The sequence below is a fragment of the Marinomonas flavescens genome (assembly GCF_004352835.1).
In the GTDB taxonomy this organism is placed as follows: domain Bacteria; phylum Pseudomonadota; class Gammaproteobacteria; order Pseudomonadales; family Marinomonadaceae; genus Marinomonas; species Marinomonas flavescens.
Genome location: NZ_SJSB01000011.1, coordinates 1 through 16,695, shown reverse-complemented (window position 1 = coordinate 16,695; position 16,695 = coordinate 1). Strand labels below are relative to the sequence as shown.

At 42.3% G+C, this 16,695-nt stretch carries 14 protein-coding genes and 1 tRNA gene; 14 read left to right on the top strand and 1 reads right to left on the bottom strand.

Translation table 11 applies throughout. The features are described from left to right. The first annotated feature begins 100 nt into the window (after positions 1 to 100). From E0D70_RS11990 to E0D70_RS11925, 14 genes are all read left to right on the top strand, one after another. Positions 101 to 1,120 (top strand): type I glyceraldehyde-3-phosphate dehydrogenase, encoded by a 1,020-nt coding sequence (locus E0D70_RS11990; protein ID WP_133012533.1) that lies wholly within the window; start codon positions 101 to 103, stop codon positions 1,118 to 1,120. Positions 1,121 to 1,170: 50 nt separating this feature from the next. Continuing rightward, positions 1,171 to 2,334, top strand: coding sequence for a phosphoglycerate kinase (locus E0D70_RS11985; RefSeq protein WP_133012532.1), 1,164 nt, complete (start codon positions 1,171 to 1,173; stop codon positions 2,332 to 2,334). A 254-nt stretch (positions 2,335 to 2,588) separates the two neighbouring features. Further along, positions 2,589 to 3,656 (top strand): class II fructose-bisphosphate aldolase, encoded by a 1,068-nt coding sequence (gene fba / locus E0D70_RS11980; RefSeq protein ID WP_133012531.1) that lies wholly within the window; start codon positions 2,589 to 2,591, stop codon positions 3,654 to 3,656. Positions 3,657 to 3,771: 115 nt separating this feature from the next. Next, positions 3,772 to 3,856: transfer RNA gene (locus E0D70_RS11975), tRNA-Leu, on the top strand. A 224-nt stretch (positions 3,857 to 4,080) separates the two neighbouring features. After that, positions 4,081 to 5,124: a substrate-binding domain-containing protein gene (locus tag E0D70_RS11970; RefSeq protein ID WP_165942904.1), complete on the top strand. Its 1,044-nt coding sequence runs from the start codon at positions 4,081 to 4,083 to the stop codon at positions 5,122 to 5,124. Further along, positions 5,121 to 7,682: a nitrogen regulation protein NR(II) gene (locus tag E0D70_RS11965; RefSeq protein ID WP_133012529.1), complete on the top strand. Its 2,562-nt coding sequence runs from the start codon at positions 5,121 to 5,123 to the stop codon at positions 7,680 to 7,682. The genes E0D70_RS11970 and E0D70_RS11965 overlap by 4 nt, the downstream gene beginning before the upstream one ends. A gap of 19 nt (positions 7,683 to 7,701) precedes the next feature. Further along, on the top strand, positions 7,702 to 8,400 hold the full coding sequence (gene mtnN, locus E0D70_RS11960; protein ID WP_133012528.1) for a 5'-methylthioadenosine/S-adenosylhomocysteine nucleosidase: 699 nt from the start codon (positions 7,702 to 7,704) through the stop codon (positions 8,398 to 8,400). Positions 8,401 to 8,404: 4 nt separating this feature from the next. After that, the gene (locus E0D70_RS11955) at positions 8,405 to 9,397 is read left to right on the top strand and encodes a hypothetical protein (protein WP_133012527.1); all 993 of its coding nucleotides are present in this window, start codon (positions 8,405 to 8,407) and stop codon (positions 9,395 to 9,397) included. Positions 9,398 to 9,502: 105 nt separating this feature from the next. After that, a complete protein-coding gene (gene trmA, locus E0D70_RS11950) occupies positions 9,503 to 10,606 on the top strand; it encodes a tRNA (uridine(54)-C5)-methyltransferase TrmA (protein WP_133012526.1) in 1,104 nt (367 codons plus the stop codon). A gap of 226 nt (positions 10,607 to 10,832) precedes the next feature. Continuing rightward, positions 10,833 to 12,062, top strand: a complete 1,230-nt coding sequence (gene serA / locus E0D70_RS11945; RefSeq protein ID WP_133012525.1) for a phosphoglycerate dehydrogenase — start codon at positions 10,833 to 10,835, stop codon at positions 12,060 to 12,062. A gap of 426 nt (positions 12,063 to 12,488) precedes the next feature. Then, positions 12,489 to 13,598, top strand: a complete 1,110-nt coding sequence (locus tag E0D70_RS11940) for an extracellular solute-binding protein (protein ID WP_133012524.1) — start codon at positions 12,489 to 12,491, stop codon at positions 13,596 to 13,598. An 89-nt stretch (positions 13,599 to 13,687) separates the two neighbouring features. Next, positions 13,688 to 14,770, top strand: coding sequence for an ABC transporter ATP-binding protein (locus E0D70_RS11935; RefSeq protein ID WP_133012523.1), 1,083 nt, complete (start codon positions 13,688 to 13,690; stop codon positions 14,768 to 14,770). Beyond that, entirely contained in the window at positions 14,763 to 15,650 is an 888-nt protein-coding gene (locus E0D70_RS11930) for an ABC transporter permease (RefSeq protein WP_133012522.1), read from the top strand. The genes E0D70_RS11935 and E0D70_RS11930 overlap by 8 nt, the downstream gene beginning before the upstream one ends. After that, positions 15,647 to 16,444: an ABC transporter permease gene (locus E0D70_RS11925; protein ID WP_133012521.1), complete on the top strand. Its 798-nt coding sequence runs from the start codon at positions 15,647 to 15,649 to the stop codon at positions 16,442 to 16,444. Before E0D70_RS11930 ends, E0D70_RS11925 begins: the two co-directional genes overlap by 4 nt. Positions 16,445 to 16,510: 66 nt before the next feature. Here the strand turns inward: E0D70_RS11925 and E0D70_RS17570 are convergent. Beyond that, on the bottom strand, positions 16,511 to 16,695 hold a 185-nt coding region (locus E0D70_RS17570; protein WP_207923259.1), incomplete at its 5' end, for a hypothetical protein.

The window sequence follows — 16,695 nt, the reverse complement described above, 5'->3', positions numbered from 1 at the left end:
TAGAATCTAACATAATAGGCGCGCCTTTTAGCGCGCCTATTTTTTCTTATTTTTTTATGAAGAGCCGATAGAAGGTTCTTTATTGTGATGAAGTAGGGCTATGTTACGAGTTGCTATCAATGGTTATGGTCGCATAGGGCGTTCTGTACTACGGGCTTTATATGAAAACGACTACCGCGACCATCTTCAGGTTGTGGCGATTAATGAACTGTCTGATATCGAGACAATCAGTTATCTTACGCGCTATGACACCACTCATGGTCGCTTCCCTAAACCTGTTAGTATTAGTGAAAACAGTCTAATTGTAGGTGATGATAAAATTCGTTGTTTTCATTGTGAAACACCGGAACTACTAGATTGGGCGTCGCTAAATATTGATATGGTATTGGAATGTTCTGGCAGTTTTTCTGAACGTAATAGTGCCCAAGCCTATTTGGATGCGGGCGTTCCGCGTTTGCTTTTATCTCAGCCTGCCGCTTCAGATGTGGATGCCACCATTGTTTTTGGTTTTAACCAAGATCAAGTGAAAGCCAATCAGAGGATTATTTCGGCCGCGTCTTGTACAACAAATTGCTTGATCCCCGTATTAGATACGATTAAGGAATTTACGGGTATTGAGCACGGAATGGCGCAAACAATACATTCTGCTATGAACGATCAGCCAGTTATTGATGGCTATAACCCTAAAGATCTACGTCTGACTCGTTCTGCGCTTAGTTCCATCATACCTGTCAACACGGGGCTATCGCGCGGCATCGCACGCTTAATGCCGGACTTAGAGGGAAAGGTAGGGTGTAACGCAGTTCGAGTCCCAACGCTGAATGTTTCTGTGATAGATCTAGTTTTGCGTACAGAAAAAGCAGTGACGAAGGAAGAAATTAATCAAAGGCTGCAGCAAGCGGCAAGCTTAAAGTATGCTGGCTTGCTTGGGTTTACTAATGAGCCTCATGCGTCTGTGGATTTTAATCATGATCCACGTTCAGTGATCGTTGATGGTACACAAACGCAGGTTATTGATGGTCGTATGGTAAAGCTATTGTGTTGGTTTGATAATGAATGGGGCTATGCCAACCGTATGTTGGATGTGGCCAAATATTGGGCTGATGTCATCATCAGGTAATGCTCTAGAGTTCGCTGTGTAGAATTCTATAAATGACGAGGAAAGTGTGCATGACCGTAATTAAAATGAAAGATGTGGATCTCGCGAATAAGCGAGTATTGATTCGTGAAGATCTTAATGTGCCAGTGAAAGATGGAAAAGTAACGAGCGATGCTCGTATTTGTGCTGCCTTACCTACATTAAAACTAGCTTTAGCCGCGGGCGCGAAAGTTATGGTTATGTCTCATTTAGGCCGCCCTACGGAAGGCGTATACGAAGAAGAGTATTCTTTGCTACCTGTCGCTAAGCATTTGTCTTCTTTACTAGGTCAAGATGTTCCTTTGGTTAAAGATTGGTTGGACGGTGTAGACGTTGAAGCAGGCCAACTTGTTTTAGTCGAGAATGTGCGCTTTAACACAGGCGAAAAAAGTGATGACGAAGCATTGTCTAAGAAAATGGCGGCGTTATGTGATGTCTTTGTAATGGACGCATTTGGCACCTCTCATCGTGCTCAAGCATCAACTCATGGTGTGGCAAAATTCGCGCCGATTGCTTGTGCAGGTCCATTGCTTGTCACCGAGCTAGAAGCATTAGAAAAAGCGCTGGCTAATCCTGCTCATCCGATGGCAGCCATTGTAGGCGGCTCTAAAGTGTCGACTAAGCTTACTGTGCTTGAAACATTGTCTGATAAAGTTGATCAGCTTATTGTTGGTGGTGGTATTGCGAACACCTTCCTTGCTGCTGCAGGTTTTCCAGTTGGTAAGTCTTTGTACGAAGAAGACTTGATTCCACAAGCTAAAGCCTTGATGGCAAAAACCAGCATTCCACTGCCTGAAGATGTTGTGGTTGCAACGGCGTTTTCACCGGATGCCGAGGCGATTATTAAAGACGCTAAAGATGTTGGCCCTGATGATATGATTTTAGACATAGGACCAAAAGCCGCTGCCGCGTTTGCAGCCTTGTTAGAAAATTCAAAAACGATTATCTGGAATGGTCCTGTTGGCGTTTTTGAATTTGATCAGTTTGGTAGTGGTACTAAAGCATTAGCTATGGCGATCGCGAAAAGTGAAGGCTTCTCTATTGCTGGCGGTGGTGACACATTGGCCGCTGTTGATAAATATGATATTACGGATCACGTGTCTTATATTTCGACTGGCGGCGGTGCATTTCTTGAATTTGTTGAAGGAAAAGTACTTCCTGCGGTTGCGATGTTAGAGAGCCGCGCGCAAGGTTAGTATCAAAATACGACCAGAAAATGTCTGTTATAATAAAGGCGTAAAGCCAATCACGCTGACCGGATCTTTATGATGATGAGTCGGCGGATAATAAAACTAGAGTGACTAGCTCGATACCTGTGTCGAGGATGACAATAACGATAAGGCGTAAGCCAAATGCACTCGTGCATATAAAAAAGTAAATAACCAGAGAGTTCGCCATAACTCCGTCCCTTATGATGTTCATAGGGGATTATTGTCAGAGGAAAATCTTTATGCCTTTAATTAGTATGCGTCAATTGTTGGATCATGCTGCTGAGAACAGCTACGGTCTTCCTGCTTTTAATGTGAATAACATGGAGCAGGTCAAAGCTATTATGGAAGCCGCGAATGAGGTGAATTCTCCTGTTATCATGCAAGCCTCTGCAGGGGCTCGTCAATATGCAGGGTCTCACTTCCTTCGCCACCTTATCTCTGCAGCAATTGAAGACTTTCCGCATATTCCTGTCGTTATGCATCAGGATCATGGTACGTCTCCTGCGATCTGCCAACGCTCCATCCAACTTGGGTTCTCATCCGTTATGATGGATGGCTCTCTAATGGCGGATGGAAAGACGCCAGCCAGTTATGATTACAACGTTGATGTGACTCGTCGTACGGTTGAGTTTGCTCACGCTTGTGGTGTTTCTGTTGAGGGTGAGTTGGGTGTACTTGGATCGCTAGAAACGGGTGAAGCTGGTGAAGAAGATGGTGTTGGCGCGGCCGGCATTTTGACCATGGATCAAATGCTAACCGACCCACAAGAAGCAGTAGATTTTGTTAATGCAACGGGCATTGATGCGCTAGCGGTAGCCATCGGTACGAGCCACGGAGCGTACAAATTCACTCGCCCACCAACAGGTGACATCTTAGATATCGAGCGTATCGCGAAGATTGTTGAATTGCTGCCTAATACACACATTGTATTGCATGGTTCTTCTTCAGTACCGCAAGACTGGTTGGAAATCATCAATGAGTTTGGTGGCGAGATCCCAGAAACTTACGGTGTGCCTGTTGAAGAAATCGTGAAAGCAATTCGTTACGGTGTTCGTAAAGTGAACATAGATACTGACTTGCGCTTGGCGGCAACGGGTGCGATTCGTCGTAGTCTTGCAGAGCACAAGGGTAACTTTGACCCTCGCAAGTATCTGACAGAAAGTATTAAAGCGATGAAGGCGGTTTGTATTGATCGCTATGAAGCGTTTGGTAGTGCAGGACAAGCGTCTCGTATCCACACTATGGATCTTGAAGAGATGGCTGTGCGTTATGAGCGTGGTGAGTACCTCAAAGGTCGAAGCTTTTAATCGTGATTAATGCATGAATGCGAGCACATAGAAAATCGTTTTGTACTTTTTATCAAATAAATGAAAAAAAGTATTGACCAGAAAAATGATTTGCCTATAATGCTCGCCATTCCTTGCGGGAGTGGTGGAATTGGTAGACACGCTGGATTTAGGTTCCAGTGCTTCACGGCGTGAGAGTTCGAGTCTCTCCTTCCGCACCATATTTAAAAAAAGCTGACTTTATGTCGGCTTTTTTTATGTCTAAAATTTGTCTATTTGGCAATTCATTCGTATTTTCTCTGGCGATCGCTTGTGTTGCTTTGTGATACCGCTTATCTTTTTTGTTGCGTACTCTTAATACGGCTTCTTAATCGAAGCACTATCGGATCTAATAATGCGACGACTCTCTTTCAGGCTGTTTTTAATCGTTATTATGAGCTGGCTTATGCCCCTTTATGCGGCGAATGTGCAGCCGTTTGTCATGGACAGTGCTCATTTTTACGCGTTATATCCTGGGCAATGGTCGTTAAGTGAGAAGTTTGCTGGCACGGTTAATTCTCCACCTATCCCCCTCAAAATCCAACAACGCCGACCTATACAGATATCCATCTTGCTATCTGATCAGACTAAGTCGCCAAAGAACCGCTCCTTATTAAGCGCTTTTAATCATCGTATGAAAGAATTAAAGATTAACTATCGATTGGACGTTCTTTATGGAAAACGTAATCACTATGATGTGGCAGAATACGATAAGTTGAAACAATCTCGGCCTGACTATTTAATTATTACAGATTTAGATCTAGTGCAGAGTCGTTACATCGAGAAAATGTTACGGGATGATCGCACAAAAATTATTTTTTATGGCATGTCGACCCCACTAACTAATTGGCAGAACCATTCACCATTTATGTACATTGGGTTTGACCAAGTAAAGGCTGTGGATTCACTTGTTAGTTATCTTCATCGTCAGTTGCCTTCAACTGCAAGGGTTGCAGCATTTGTAGTGGATTCAGGTTATTTAGGTGATAGGCGGTGTAATACTTTTTTGGACGCTATGGCTAAGGAAAACCGATCAATTCAGCTGGTTCAAACTATGCATAATGATAAGCAGAGTGCCTTGAAATACGCCCAAGTATTGCTAAAGAAAAAATCAATCGACTTTATTTTTAGTTGTACACAAAATATTTCTGATGGTGTAGTTACGGCGATAAAAGAAAGCTCATCAAGTATGAAAGTACAAACCAATAGCTGGGGACTTTCTAAAGATGAAGTGGCTAATTTAAAGAGCCATCTTGTGCTCGTGAGTACTTTTTTTGCATGGGATGATTTAGCGATTGCTGCGGCTGAAGCCATAAAGAAAGGTATGGAAGGAGAGACTGCGCCACAACTCTATATTGCACGGGCGTCACTTGTGTCGACTGACATTGACCCTGAAAGTTTGAATTTAATGATGCAGCGAGTTTTTCGTTACTCTGCGGTGGTTTTGTGAAGGAAGTCATCAACCTACAGCAGCGGGCTTTTTATAAAGTATTAATGCTGTTTATATTAACCTTTTTATTGACGGGAGCCATTTCTATTGTGGCTGTCGATAGAGGTATTCGTAATGACGCCAAAGCAAATTTAGCGGTTCGAATACAAGTGGTTGAACAAGTGTTTAATGATTATTTGACTCGTGCTGAGTATGAAATGGGTTATATCAGCCAAGATTTAGTATTGAGTAACTACCAATCAGGCGACGAGCTCAAGATGTTGTTTTCGCATCATGAAATACTTTTTTTTGGTGGATTGGATTTCTTCTACATTGATTGGTCTAAGCGCAAAGGTGCTACAGATCCAAGGGCTCGAGTGTATACCCAAGATAAGTTACCTACATTGTTATCAACGGGGAAGATTAATCATTGGGTGAAAGTAACAACGGATGACGATGCGATACTTCTAATGTACAAGAAAAAGATCGTATCTAGGGATCGTGTTCTTCTTGGGTATCTTTATGGGTTTATCTCTTTAAACAATAATCTTACGCTTTCCAGTGAGTTGTTAGATGGGGCTGAGTCTGATCTAGTACAGGTTTATGATCGTCATACTGATGCTTTGCTATTGAAAGAAAGCCAGGTGGGCTTCGATCCATCTGACAGTGTTGTATCTACTACTCGTGATATGAAAACGCCCGTTTATGGCAGTAAATTCCGGATTAGTATTGCTAAGCGAATGCCCATAACTGAGGTGATGATATCTTCTTGGTTGCGTGTATTGCTGCTTGTGTTTTCAGTCTTAGCGGTTTTATACGTTTTTTTGATTCTTCTGTTCAAGCGCCTCGTATTCGCCCCATTGAGTATGATCGCTAAGCAACCTGAAAATGATCAACTGGTGTTTACCGAGTTAGAGCCCATTCAAACGAAGAACCTTCAGTACCGAAGTTATTTAGACGCTAAGGAAAGTCGCTTTCAGCTGTTATTAGAGTCGACTCATTCTGCCATTATCTTTTGTAATGAAATGGCTGAGGTAAAAGAAATTAACCGTGAAGCAATGCAATTATTTCCTCAGTATGAACATTCACGGACGGTGTTTGATTTCATGCCTATCTCTTGCCATCAAGCGATTCAAGAGGCATTAAAAGGAGGGATCGGTGTTTCATTTGAGCTGACTATTGCGCATATCAATGGGATCTACCATTGGCAGGCCTATTCCTTTATGAACGAAAATTCATTTAGAAGTATTGTGCTGGTTGGCCGAAATACGACGCAAGAAAAGCGTCTGTCTTGGCAGCTCGAACAATTGAAGCCATCTTCTTTAGATTTAAGTCGAAGGTTGGAAGTTGATATGTTGCTCAATGAAATGACGCAGTTATCTCAGTTGCCATCTTATTCGCCTAAAGGTTATGTGCAAGGCTGGATCGGTTTAGTGTTGACTATCCTTGAAGGGGCTCAAAGTGAAGTTGAAGATGCTGAGCTTGAATCTATAGGTCATGTTTTTAGTTGCGAAAGCTCTCATGTAATGCAAGTTTTAGGTCTAGATGTCGGCATGATTAGAATTGATTGCGGCGTAGAGTCCGGCGCCGTTGAGATCTCGGCGAACGCTTACTTTAAGATGCTTCTTCGTCTTTCTGTTATGATGTCGGTGACAAACGCCATGGAAGATAGAAGCATTTCACTTCGATTTGATCAGGGAATGTTAGAAATTGTAGTGAGTAATGACATCTTATCTCGACCTTTCTTTAACTGGGCCTCGACAATTATTATTAAGCAGCTCGGTGGTCAATTTCATAAGCTACGCAGCAACGCATTAAAGATTCATGTGCCATTTCAATCATACGCCCAAGAAGTGACTGCGTTGGCTGATGATTTGATCGTGGCTTGGGTCATAAATGACTATCCTAATTCCGATAGAGTGCAAGAAAGCTTAGTGCGTTTGGGCGTGCAATTAGAAACTTATTTATCGAGTGATGACTTTTTCATGCAGGCCACGGCCGCACCGCATTTCGATGCTGTTGTTATAGGGTGTCATAGAGAAGTAGATATTCAGCGGGGTATGACGAAAAATTTAGAAATTCAGCACAATCGAACTGAGCTTCCAGTAATTTGGTTGAATTCCACTCCCCAAGATACCGATGCACACGATGTCTTTTCTGTTACGGGTTGTGTGTTTGATTATAATCTGCAGCAAGCGATTGCCAAGGCTTCTCAGCGAGCGGCTATTGTACCAACTTATTTAGGCGAGCAAGGATTGGCTTGGGTTATTGTGGGTGGTAGCAGAGTGGCTAAAGCCATTTGGTATGCTGAATTAGAGAAAAAATCTGTTATGTCTCAGTGGTTGGCCGACTTATCTGAGTATGAGGCCTTTTTGCCGTATCATTCAGATATCGTCATTATTCTTTTAGAGCCACAGGTCAGTAGTTTGTTACTTCGTATACAGGCTAACTATCCTAAGGTGCGTTTTTTTGCGGTGCAAAAGTGGCCTAACCAGCCAGACAATGTCACACTTTTTGAAATGAATACCCCTTATTCAGGGGAACAAATAGATGCGTTGAAAGAATTTATTCAATGCTAAACGTCTGTAGGAGAAATAAATGAGTAAGGTGATTGGTTTAATCGGTGCAATGGATGAAGAAGTGACCGTTATTAAATCTTGGATGGACGATGTGCGCAAAGAGAGTGTTGCGGGTTGTGATTTTTTCATCGGTCAGTTTGAGGGAAAAGACGTGGTGCTTCTGCAATCTGGCATTGGTAAAGTCAATGCGGCTTTGTCGACCACGCTATTGCTGTCAAAATTTTCTCCAGAATACGTTATCAATATTGGCTCTGCTGGTGGTTTTGCAGAAGAGCTAAGCGTTGGAGATGTAGTGATTTCCGATCACGTTGTACATCATGATGTTGATGTGACCGCGTTTGGCTATCCTATGGGTCAAGTACCAAGCATGCCAGCTACTTATGAAGCGGATGCGGTATTGATCAAGCAAGCGCAAGCTGCTGTCCAAGCGGTTAACCGTGTCAAAGCCAAAGTAGGCTTGATTGGTACGGGTGATAGCTTTATGAATGACCCAGTGCGAGTAGAAGCGGTTAGAGCGTTGTTTCCGAAAATGATTGCCGCTGAGATGGAAGCGGCGGCGGTTGCACAAGTGTGCTTTAAATTTGGAACGCCTTTTGTTGTTGTTCGTTCATTGTCTGATATCGCGGGTAAAGAGTCGCCTCAAAGCTTTGATGAATACCTGAAACTAGCGGCAGAAAACTCCTCTTTGATGATTCAGCAAATGCTTAAGGCTGATTAGTTAAATGGCATATTGCAAGGACGCTATTCTTCTGTCAGGTTGTCTTCTATTGTCTTTTTCGGTCTTTGCGGAAAAGGGTGACGACAGCGCTAACTATGTAGGTGAAAACCACCAGGTGTCGCAAGAAGAAAGCGACAGCTGGTGGCAAGCGACGCATCAATCGGTATCAGAAACAGTAGGGAGTTGGTCTCGTAATATAGACGCCTTTTTATCTGGTAATAACAGTATCCAATCTAATGAAAGTTATGTACGGATGCGGTTTGGCCCAATATTCAGTAGTGATGGCGTCGATGGTTTCTTCAATTTTAATGCCCGTTTAAAGTTACCTAATACTAAAAATAGGCTGCGACTTGTTATTGAGTCGGATGGCGATAATTTGACGAACGATAATAAAACCAGTGAAGCGACACGAGACAGCAGCGTTGTTAATTCAGCGGTGAAATCAAATGTGTCAGCGGCAGTGCGTTATATCAAAAAGAGTTGGGGGGCTGATTTTGACAGTGGTGTGTTGCTAGAATTTCCTTTAAACCCTTTTTTACGGGCACGATTTTCCCAAGGACATGAGTATCAACAGTGGCGATGGTATCAGCAGGAAGAGGCTTTCGCTTACTATAGTGAGGGGACTGGACTACGTTATAAGTTAGGGTATGCACATCAACTGGGTGATACTTTTCAATATGGCGGTCGTTTTGGTTCTACATGGCTTGCCCAAGATGATGAGATTTACTATCGAGAAGATTTTTTCCTCAGTCAGGCGCTAAATGATAAAAATCAACTCTTATACCAGCTTAGTTTTTTGCAAGCCGAAGGAGGAGATACTGGAGGCGATAGCGTTTTGTATTTTGTGGACTACAGTCGTTTGTTACATAAAAATTGGCTTATTGGGCATGTTAAGCCACAAATGACTTACCAAGAAGATGAGAATTACCGTGGTGAATTCTCTCTCACATTGTCTTTAGAAATACTTTTTGGTGACTCTTATTTAGCTCATAAGTGAGTTCGTACGCAGAGATAGAGAGTAGTGATTAGATTTGTCTGGTTGGAACTCGTATAATGCCGCGCCTACTGTGGTGAGTTTCCATCGTTTTTAAGAGAATGTGTCATGAGACCGGATCAAATCCAACCTGAATTGTACGAAAAGCAGCTTGAAGAAAAACATACAGAGCTGACTCGATTAATGGCCGACTTGTCATTACCTGAGTTGGAAATATTTGCTAGTGAGCCGATTCACTATCGAATGAGAGCCGAATTCCGTATTTGGCATGAAGGCGATGATTTGTACTATGCAATGTTTGATTCGGCCGACCCAAGAACGCCAATTCGAACGGATCAATTCCTAGCAGCGTCGACTCTTATTAACGAATTGATGCCTGCATTGATTAATGCTGTACGAGATGTTCCTGTGTTGCGCCACAAGTTATTTCAAGTGGACTTTCTCACGACTACCACAGGCGAAGCTTTGATCAGTCTGCTTTACCATAAGCCAATTGACGATGAATGGAACCAAGCAGCTCGTTTAATGAGTGACGCGTTCCCTGCTTGTCATTTTATCGGTCGCAGTCGTAAGAAAAAACAAATTCTGACCCGTGATTTTGTCATGGAAACATTGACCGTACATGGTCAGAAATTTCATTACCAACAAGTAGAAAATAGTTTCACTCAGCCGAATGCTGGTATCAGTGAAAAAATGTTGGAATGGGCGCTTGATGTGACCGAAGGTCTGTCTGGTGATTTGCTGGAAATGTATTGTGGTAACGGTAACTTTTCTATTCCATTAGCGCGTCGATTTGACCGTGTGGTGGCCACAGAGATATCAAAAGTATCGGTAAACTCTGCCCAGCTAAACATTGCAATAAATGGAATGAGCAATGTTCAGGTCGTGAAAATGGCCAGTGAAGATGTATCGGCCGCGTTGAACGGCGAAACTGAGTTGCCGAAGACCTTATTACAAGCCGGTGTCGATGCCTTGTCGCCATCTGTTGTGTTGGTAGATCCGCCACGAGCAGGGTTAGATGACGCGACGGTTGAGTTGATTCGTAAGGTTGATCGCATACTTTATATTTCTTGCAATCCTGAGACCTTGAAGGCGAACTTAGAAGCGCTAGCGAGCACTCACAAAGTGGTTCGCTACGCCATGTTTGATCAGTTCCCTTATACGCATCATGTAGAAACAGGTGTTTTCTTAGAACGCTTAGAAAGCGAGTAATCATTGAGAAGGGGGCTTTTTAGTCCCTTTTTTATTGCCTAAGTAGCGCTGTTGTTTTGTTCGCTCTTTGAAGAATGCGTAGCAAAAAAGAAAACGGCAGTTTGTATTAGTTTTGCTCTTAACATAATGAAAGACATTCCAGTATCTTTAATACGACACATAATGTTCTGTGGTAACATATTTAAGTGAATTTCCCCCCCACCATAATAGAGAAGTCGAACGAGCCATGAGCAACACCTCACTAGACAAAAACAAAATCAAAATTTTATTACTAGAAGGCGTGCATCAGTCTGCATTAGATGCGTTCCATTCCGCTGGTTATACTAATATTGAATACCATAAGACGGCGCTTGCTGAAGAAGATCTTATTCAAAAGATTTCAGAAGCCCACTTCATTGGTTTACGCTCTCGCACACAATTAACAGAGAAAGTACTGTCGCATGCCGATAAATTAGTAGCGATTGGTTGTTTCTGTATTGGTACGAACCAAGTTGATTTGAACGCGGCGAGCGAGAAGGGCATCGTTGTTTTTAATGCACCTTTTTCAAATACTCGTAGTGTGGCTGAATTAGTGCTTGCTCAAGCGATTTTGTTGTTGCGCGGCATTCCAGAAAAGAATGCGGCTTGTCATCGCGGAGGTTGGATTAAATCTGCTGTAGGTTCTTTTGAAACTCGCGGAAAACGTCTTGGCATCATTGGTTACGGTAGTATCGGAACGCAGTTAAGTGTTTTAGCCGAATCCCTTGGTATGGACGTATGTTTCTACGATATTGTAACAAAACTACCATTGGGTAATGCTCGTCAAATCAAGAGTTTAAATGAGCTGCTTTCGATTTGTGATGTTGTGAGTTTGCATGTGCCTGAAACGAACTCCACAAAAATGATGTTTGGTGCTAAAGAAGTGGCAAAAATGAAGAAAGGATCCATCTTCATTAATGCTTCTCGTGGTACGGTTGCGGATTTAGGCGCCGTGGCTGATGCTATTAAGGCTGGAAATCTTAGTGGAGCTGCGGTTGATGTATTCCCAGTTGAGCCAAAAAGTAACACTGAAGAATTCGTTTCTCCTTTACGTGGTTTGGACAATGTTATCCTGACACCACATATAGGTGGTAGCACCATGGAAGCCCAAGAAAATATTGGCATTGAAGTGGCTGAAAAACTGATTAAATATTCGGATGTGGGTACTACGATTGCAGCGGTTAATTTCCCTGAGGTGGCGCTACCATCACAAGCAGACAATTATCGAATTCTGCATATTCATGAAAACCGCCCAGGTGTGTTGTCCAAAATTAACGCTATTTTCTCTGACAATGACATCAACATTACTGGTCAGTATTTGCGAACCACTGAAAAACTAGGCTACATGGTAATGGATGTGTCTGCAGAGGCTGGTGAAATGGCTCTTGAAAAGTTAAAAGAAATTGATGGAACCGTTAAAGCGCGCGTTCTATTTTAACGAGTCATCTACCTTTTATGTATTTAAAAACCAGCTCCTTTGCTGGTTTTTTTTGTCATTTTTCTATCATTGATGTTCGTTATTTGACATAAAGGCAGGTCTTTTAAAAGTACACTTTGATTGTAAGTTGATTAATGTTTGTATTCGAACCGCTAGCTCTCTGGCTGTAATATGTGTAAATATATAGGAATGATCAAGAAATAAATTGTATCATGCTGAAAGGCGTCCATTTTTTGATCATATGCGACCTATTTAATAACAGCCGTCTTTTATTGGTAACATGGTTGTCATTATTTTGTATTATGTTTTTATTGACCACTCGTTTAATAAAGAACACGTGTCGCGTAGGCGTCTGTTTAGTTTAAAGGCGTTATGTAAAATTCTGAAAGTCAGACCATAATTGCACTAATTACTAGGAGCTCTAGAATGACCTTTTCTCGTCGCCAATTTATAAAAGGTGCTTCCGTCGCAGGCGCGGTTGCAGCCACACCCTTTACTATCAATCGAGCTATCGCGGCTAATAAAGAGCTGCGTATTTATGCTTGGGCCGGATACATCACAGATGAAATGCTGTCTGATTTTAAAGCCAAGACAGGCATTAATGCCACATTCACACCTTACGGCACCAATGATGAGTTGCTGAACTCGTTACGAGCTACTGATGGAACTGGCTTTGATATCATCATGCCAACGGTCGACCGTGTACCTGGTTATGTTGATTACGGTTTGGTCCAGCCACTTGATCAAACGCGTATTAAGTGGGATGGCTGTTTAGATAGCGCTATTACAGGCTCTGAAGTTGGCGGTGTGGTGAAAGGTGAGCGTTATTTCGCACCATCAGATTGGGGAACAGAGGCGATCGCTTACAATAAAAATGAAGCCAAAGTAAGCAAAGACCTTAGCTATGGTGACCTATGGCTACCTGAAAATTCAGGTGGTGTCACCGTTCGGGGGCATTCTGCATTAGTTGGTATTGGTTTGTGGTTAGAAAAACAAGGAAAGCTACCTTTCCCTCTGTTGGATTCATACAAAACTGAAAAAGCAATGCGTGCTAACTTTGATGTTATTTTAAAAACAGCGGTTGAACATAAGGGCTCTATTGCTCAATTTTGGTCGACTGAAAATGAGGCGCAAGGTGCATTTCTGACTAATGGCGCTATCATTGGCCAAACTTGGGATAGCACAGCCTTCAAATTGAGTGGCGAAGGCGAACCAGTAGTTTTCCGTGCTCCTAAAGAAGGCGCGTTAGCATGGATGGAAGGTTTTGTTATGCCTAAAAATGCTAATAATGTTGATTCTGTTTATGAATTCATTAACTGGTATTACACGCCCGAATCTGGCGCTATGTTTGTGAAAGCGACAGGTTACAACTCTACGGCTAAAGGGGCAGAAGCTTTATTGCCACAAGCCACTAAGGATTTCTTTAACTCATCATATAGCAAACAAGATCTTGCTAACTTATGGTGGTGGCCAATTCAAGAACCTTGGTATGTTGCACTTCGTAATGAATATCAAGACCGTTATTTGTCTGCGTAAGCAGATAGCAAGGCCCCTCGCAGTGGTTGCGCTGCGAGGGGCTTTTTTATTTTAGGGTCTTTACTTATAACAAATAAATGAGAGGTAATATGGATAGCAGTGTTCATCTAGATAATGTCGTTATGGAGTTTGGTGATTTTACAGCGATTCAAAAAACTGACTTAAAAATCGAGTCTGGTGAGTTTTTTAGTTTTCTTGGGCCATCTGGCTGCGGTAAAACGACTATATTGAACATGATTAGTGGTTTTTTAGATCCTACTCAAGGGGATGTAAAAATTGGCGGCCAAAGTATGCACGGTGTCCCCGCTAACAAACGTCCAACATCGATGATTTTTCAAAACCTCGCTTTATTTCCATTAATGACCGTAGCCGAAAATATTGAGTTTGGTCTGGAAGTTCGTGGTGTTTCGAAAGGTGAGCGAAAAAAAGCGTCGGACAGGCTTTTAGAGTTAGTTGCTTTAGAAGGGAGTGCCGCTAAAAAAGTGACTGAGCTTTCAGGCGGACAACGCCAGCGTATTGCTATTGCTCGGGCGTTAGCTGTTGAGCCACAAGTGTTATTGCTCGATGAGCCTCTTTCTGCCTTAGATCTAAAACTGCGTCAACACATGCGCACTGAGTTAAAAGAGATACAGCGTAAAACAGGCATTACTTTTATATATATTACTCATGACCAAGGTGAGGCTTTGACCATGTCTGATCGAGTTGGCGTTATGTCAGCTGGGCGCCTCCAACAAGTTGCGGATCCTATTACTTTGTATCGTGATCCACAAACTTCTTTCGTAGCGTCATTTGTTGGTGAAAATAATAGTATTGTAGGTAAGGTCTTGAGTATCAACAATGGTATTGCTGAAATGGATTGTGGGCCATTGGGGCATTTATGTGGCCGAGTTCAGGGTGCCGTGAAAATTGGAGATCAAGCTACTGTCTTCATTCGCCCGGAGCATTTACGCTTAAGTGCAGAAGAAAACATGCTAACCATTCCAAGTGTAATAGAAGAAGTCAATTTCGAAGGTTCGTACCTTACTTTAAATGCTAATACCCAAGCAGGGAGTAATTTGGCCATTCAGTTAGAGTCTCGCCAGTATTCGGAAAACTTAATGAAAGGCGCAAATGTATCGCTATCTTATAATGTTGAAGATGCGATTATTTTAGGAGAAAGTGCTCATGTTTAACCAGCTAAAAGCCCGCTTTGGTAGTGGGCTAGCGGTCGGTGTCATTGGCATGATTGCTATTTGGATTATTGGGATGGTAGTGCTTCCACAGCTATTAATGGTGGATTACTCATTTCGTCCCAACCTGCTTCCTGTCGATATTGGTGGCCCAAAAGATATTTACACATTGGCTAACTACAACACTTTATTTACGAATGAAATACACCTTAAGATTTTCTTTAAAACGATTTGGTCCAGTGTGTTAGTTACCTCTATCACTTTGTTAGTTAGTTATCCAATTGCTTTTTATCTGGCAAAAGTCGCCACTCCTCAAAAAGCGGCATTGTGCTTGGTATTATTGATTATTCCTTTTTGGATCAATGAAATACTACGCACTTTTTCTTGGTATATCATTTTGGCATATAAAGGTCCTTTGAATGCCTTGTTGCTTTCTTTGGGTTTTATTCAGAGACCAATTCGGTTTTTATCTGGAGATGGTGGTGTTCTTATTGGGATGGTGTACGCCTATATCCTGTTTATGATTTTCCCCATTTATAATGCCATTGAAAGCTTAGATAGTAATCAAGTTAAGGCGGCCCGTAGTTTGGGAGCCGGTTGGATTCGTACCCATTGGCGGGTTGTTATTCCTCATGCTAAGCCTGGGATCGCTACTGGCTGTATTATGACGTTTATGTTGGCAGCGGGTAGTTATGCAGTGCCTTCTATATTGGGGTCACCAGGGAGTCGATGGTTTACTCAGATTATTTATAATTGGTTCTTTGAAGGGGGTGACTGGAATCAAGGTGCCGCCTATGCATTCTTGCTGCTGATCATCTGTATTGGCTTTATTGCTTTGGTGATGCGAATCTTTAAAGTAGGTTTGGGGGACATTGCAAAATGAAGTCTGAAACAATTATGCGGCTTGGTGTTCGTTTCTATATTGGGGTCTTTTTCTTATACTTATTCACACCGCTCATTATTATGGGCTTGGCGACGTTTAATAATAGTCGCTTTCCAACCATCTCTCCATGGAAGGGAGCGACCTTAAAATGGTTTAAGGCCTTGGCACAAGATGATCAAATGTGGCATGCCTTGTGGATTAGTGTAGTTGTCGCGATTGGTGTTCTACTGGTTGCAGTACCTATCGGTATTTGTTGTGCGTTGTTTCTTTCGACGGTACAAGGCAAAGGTAAGACACTATTATATGCAATCATGATGTCTCCATTATTAACGCCGGGCGTTATTATTGGTATTTCTACATTGATCTTTTGGAAACGATTCTCGGTGACTGGCGGTATTATGCTGACGGTGATTGCACAAACTACTTTTATTGCAGCCTATGTGATGTTGATGGTTTTAGCTCGTTTGCAACGCTTTGATCGCACCTTAGAAAATGCGGCGCTGAGTCTTGGAGCAACACAATGGCAGGCATTTCGTCGTATCTTATTGCCATATCTTAAGCCGGCGATAATTTCCGCAGCGGGTATTGCCTTCCTTCAGTCTTTTGAGAACTACAATACGACGTTGTTTGTAAAAGGTTACGATACAACGTTAACCGTGTATATCGCTTCTAAGGTGAGGACGGGACTAACACCTGCGGTAAATGCTTTAGGCTTGGTGATGATCTCTATTACCGTGATTTTTGCTATCGTATATGAAGTTAAGCGCCGACGAGAACAATCAATAAAGTCCTAAAACGTCAAAGCTTGACTGGATTCACTATAAAAAGCCCATTATTTGTACAGGTAATGGGCTTTTTTGTTAGTTAATTGACCTATCTATCGTTTCTTTTAAATTAATCGCGATAAAACCACTTTTTTCTCGGAAAAGGGTTGCACTAAATCTGTAGATCCTTAATATACGCCCTCGCTGACACGGACAACGCTTCACAACAACGAAGACGATGTCTAGCTTACTAAGTAAGCCAACACGGTCAGCACGCTCTT

Coding starts and splice junctions, on each gene's coding strand:
- fba (WP_133012531.1), top strand. CDS start 2,589: ATGCCTTTAATTAGTATGCGTCAATTGTTGGATCATGCTGCTGAGAAC.
- E0D70_RS11930 (WP_133012522.1), top strand. CDS start 14,763: ATGTTTAACCAGCTAAAAGCCCGCTTTGGTAGTGGGCTAGCGGTCGGT.
- E0D70_RS11925 (WP_133012521.1), top strand. CDS start 15,647: ATGAAGTCTGAAACAATTATGCGGCTTGGTGTTCGTTTCTATATTGGG.
- E0D70_RS11990 (WP_133012533.1), top strand. CDS start 101: ATGTTACGAGTTGCTATCAATGGTTATGGTCGCATAGGGCGTTCTGTA.
- mtnN (WP_133012528.1), top strand. CDS start 7,702: ATGAGTAAGGTGATTGGTTTAATCGGTGCAATGGATGAAGAAGTGACC.
- E0D70_RS11985 (WP_133012532.1), top strand. CDS start 1,171: ATGACCGTAATTAAAATGAAAGATGTGGATCTCGCGAATAAGCGAGTA.
- trmA (WP_133012526.1), top strand. CDS start 9,503: ATGAGACCGGATCAAATCCAACCTGAATTGTACGAAAAGCAGCTTGAA.
- serA (WP_133012525.1), top strand. CDS start 10,833: ATGAGCAACACCTCACTAGACAAAAACAAAATCAAAATTTTATTACTA.
- E0D70_RS11940 (WP_133012524.1), top strand. CDS start 12,489: ATGACCTTTTCTCGTCGCCAATTTATAAAAGGTGCTTCCGTCGCAGGC.
- E0D70_RS11935 (WP_133012523.1), top strand. CDS start 13,688: ATGGATAGCAGTGTTCATCTAGATAATGTCGTTATGGAGTTTGGTGAT.
- E0D70_RS11970 (WP_165942904.1), top strand. CDS start 4,081: ATGCCCCTTTATGCGGCGAATGTGCAGCCGTTTGTCATGGACAGTGCT.
- E0D70_RS11955 (WP_133012527.1), top strand. CDS start 8,405: ATGGCATATTGCAAGGACGCTATTCTTCTGTCAGGTTGTCTTCTATTG.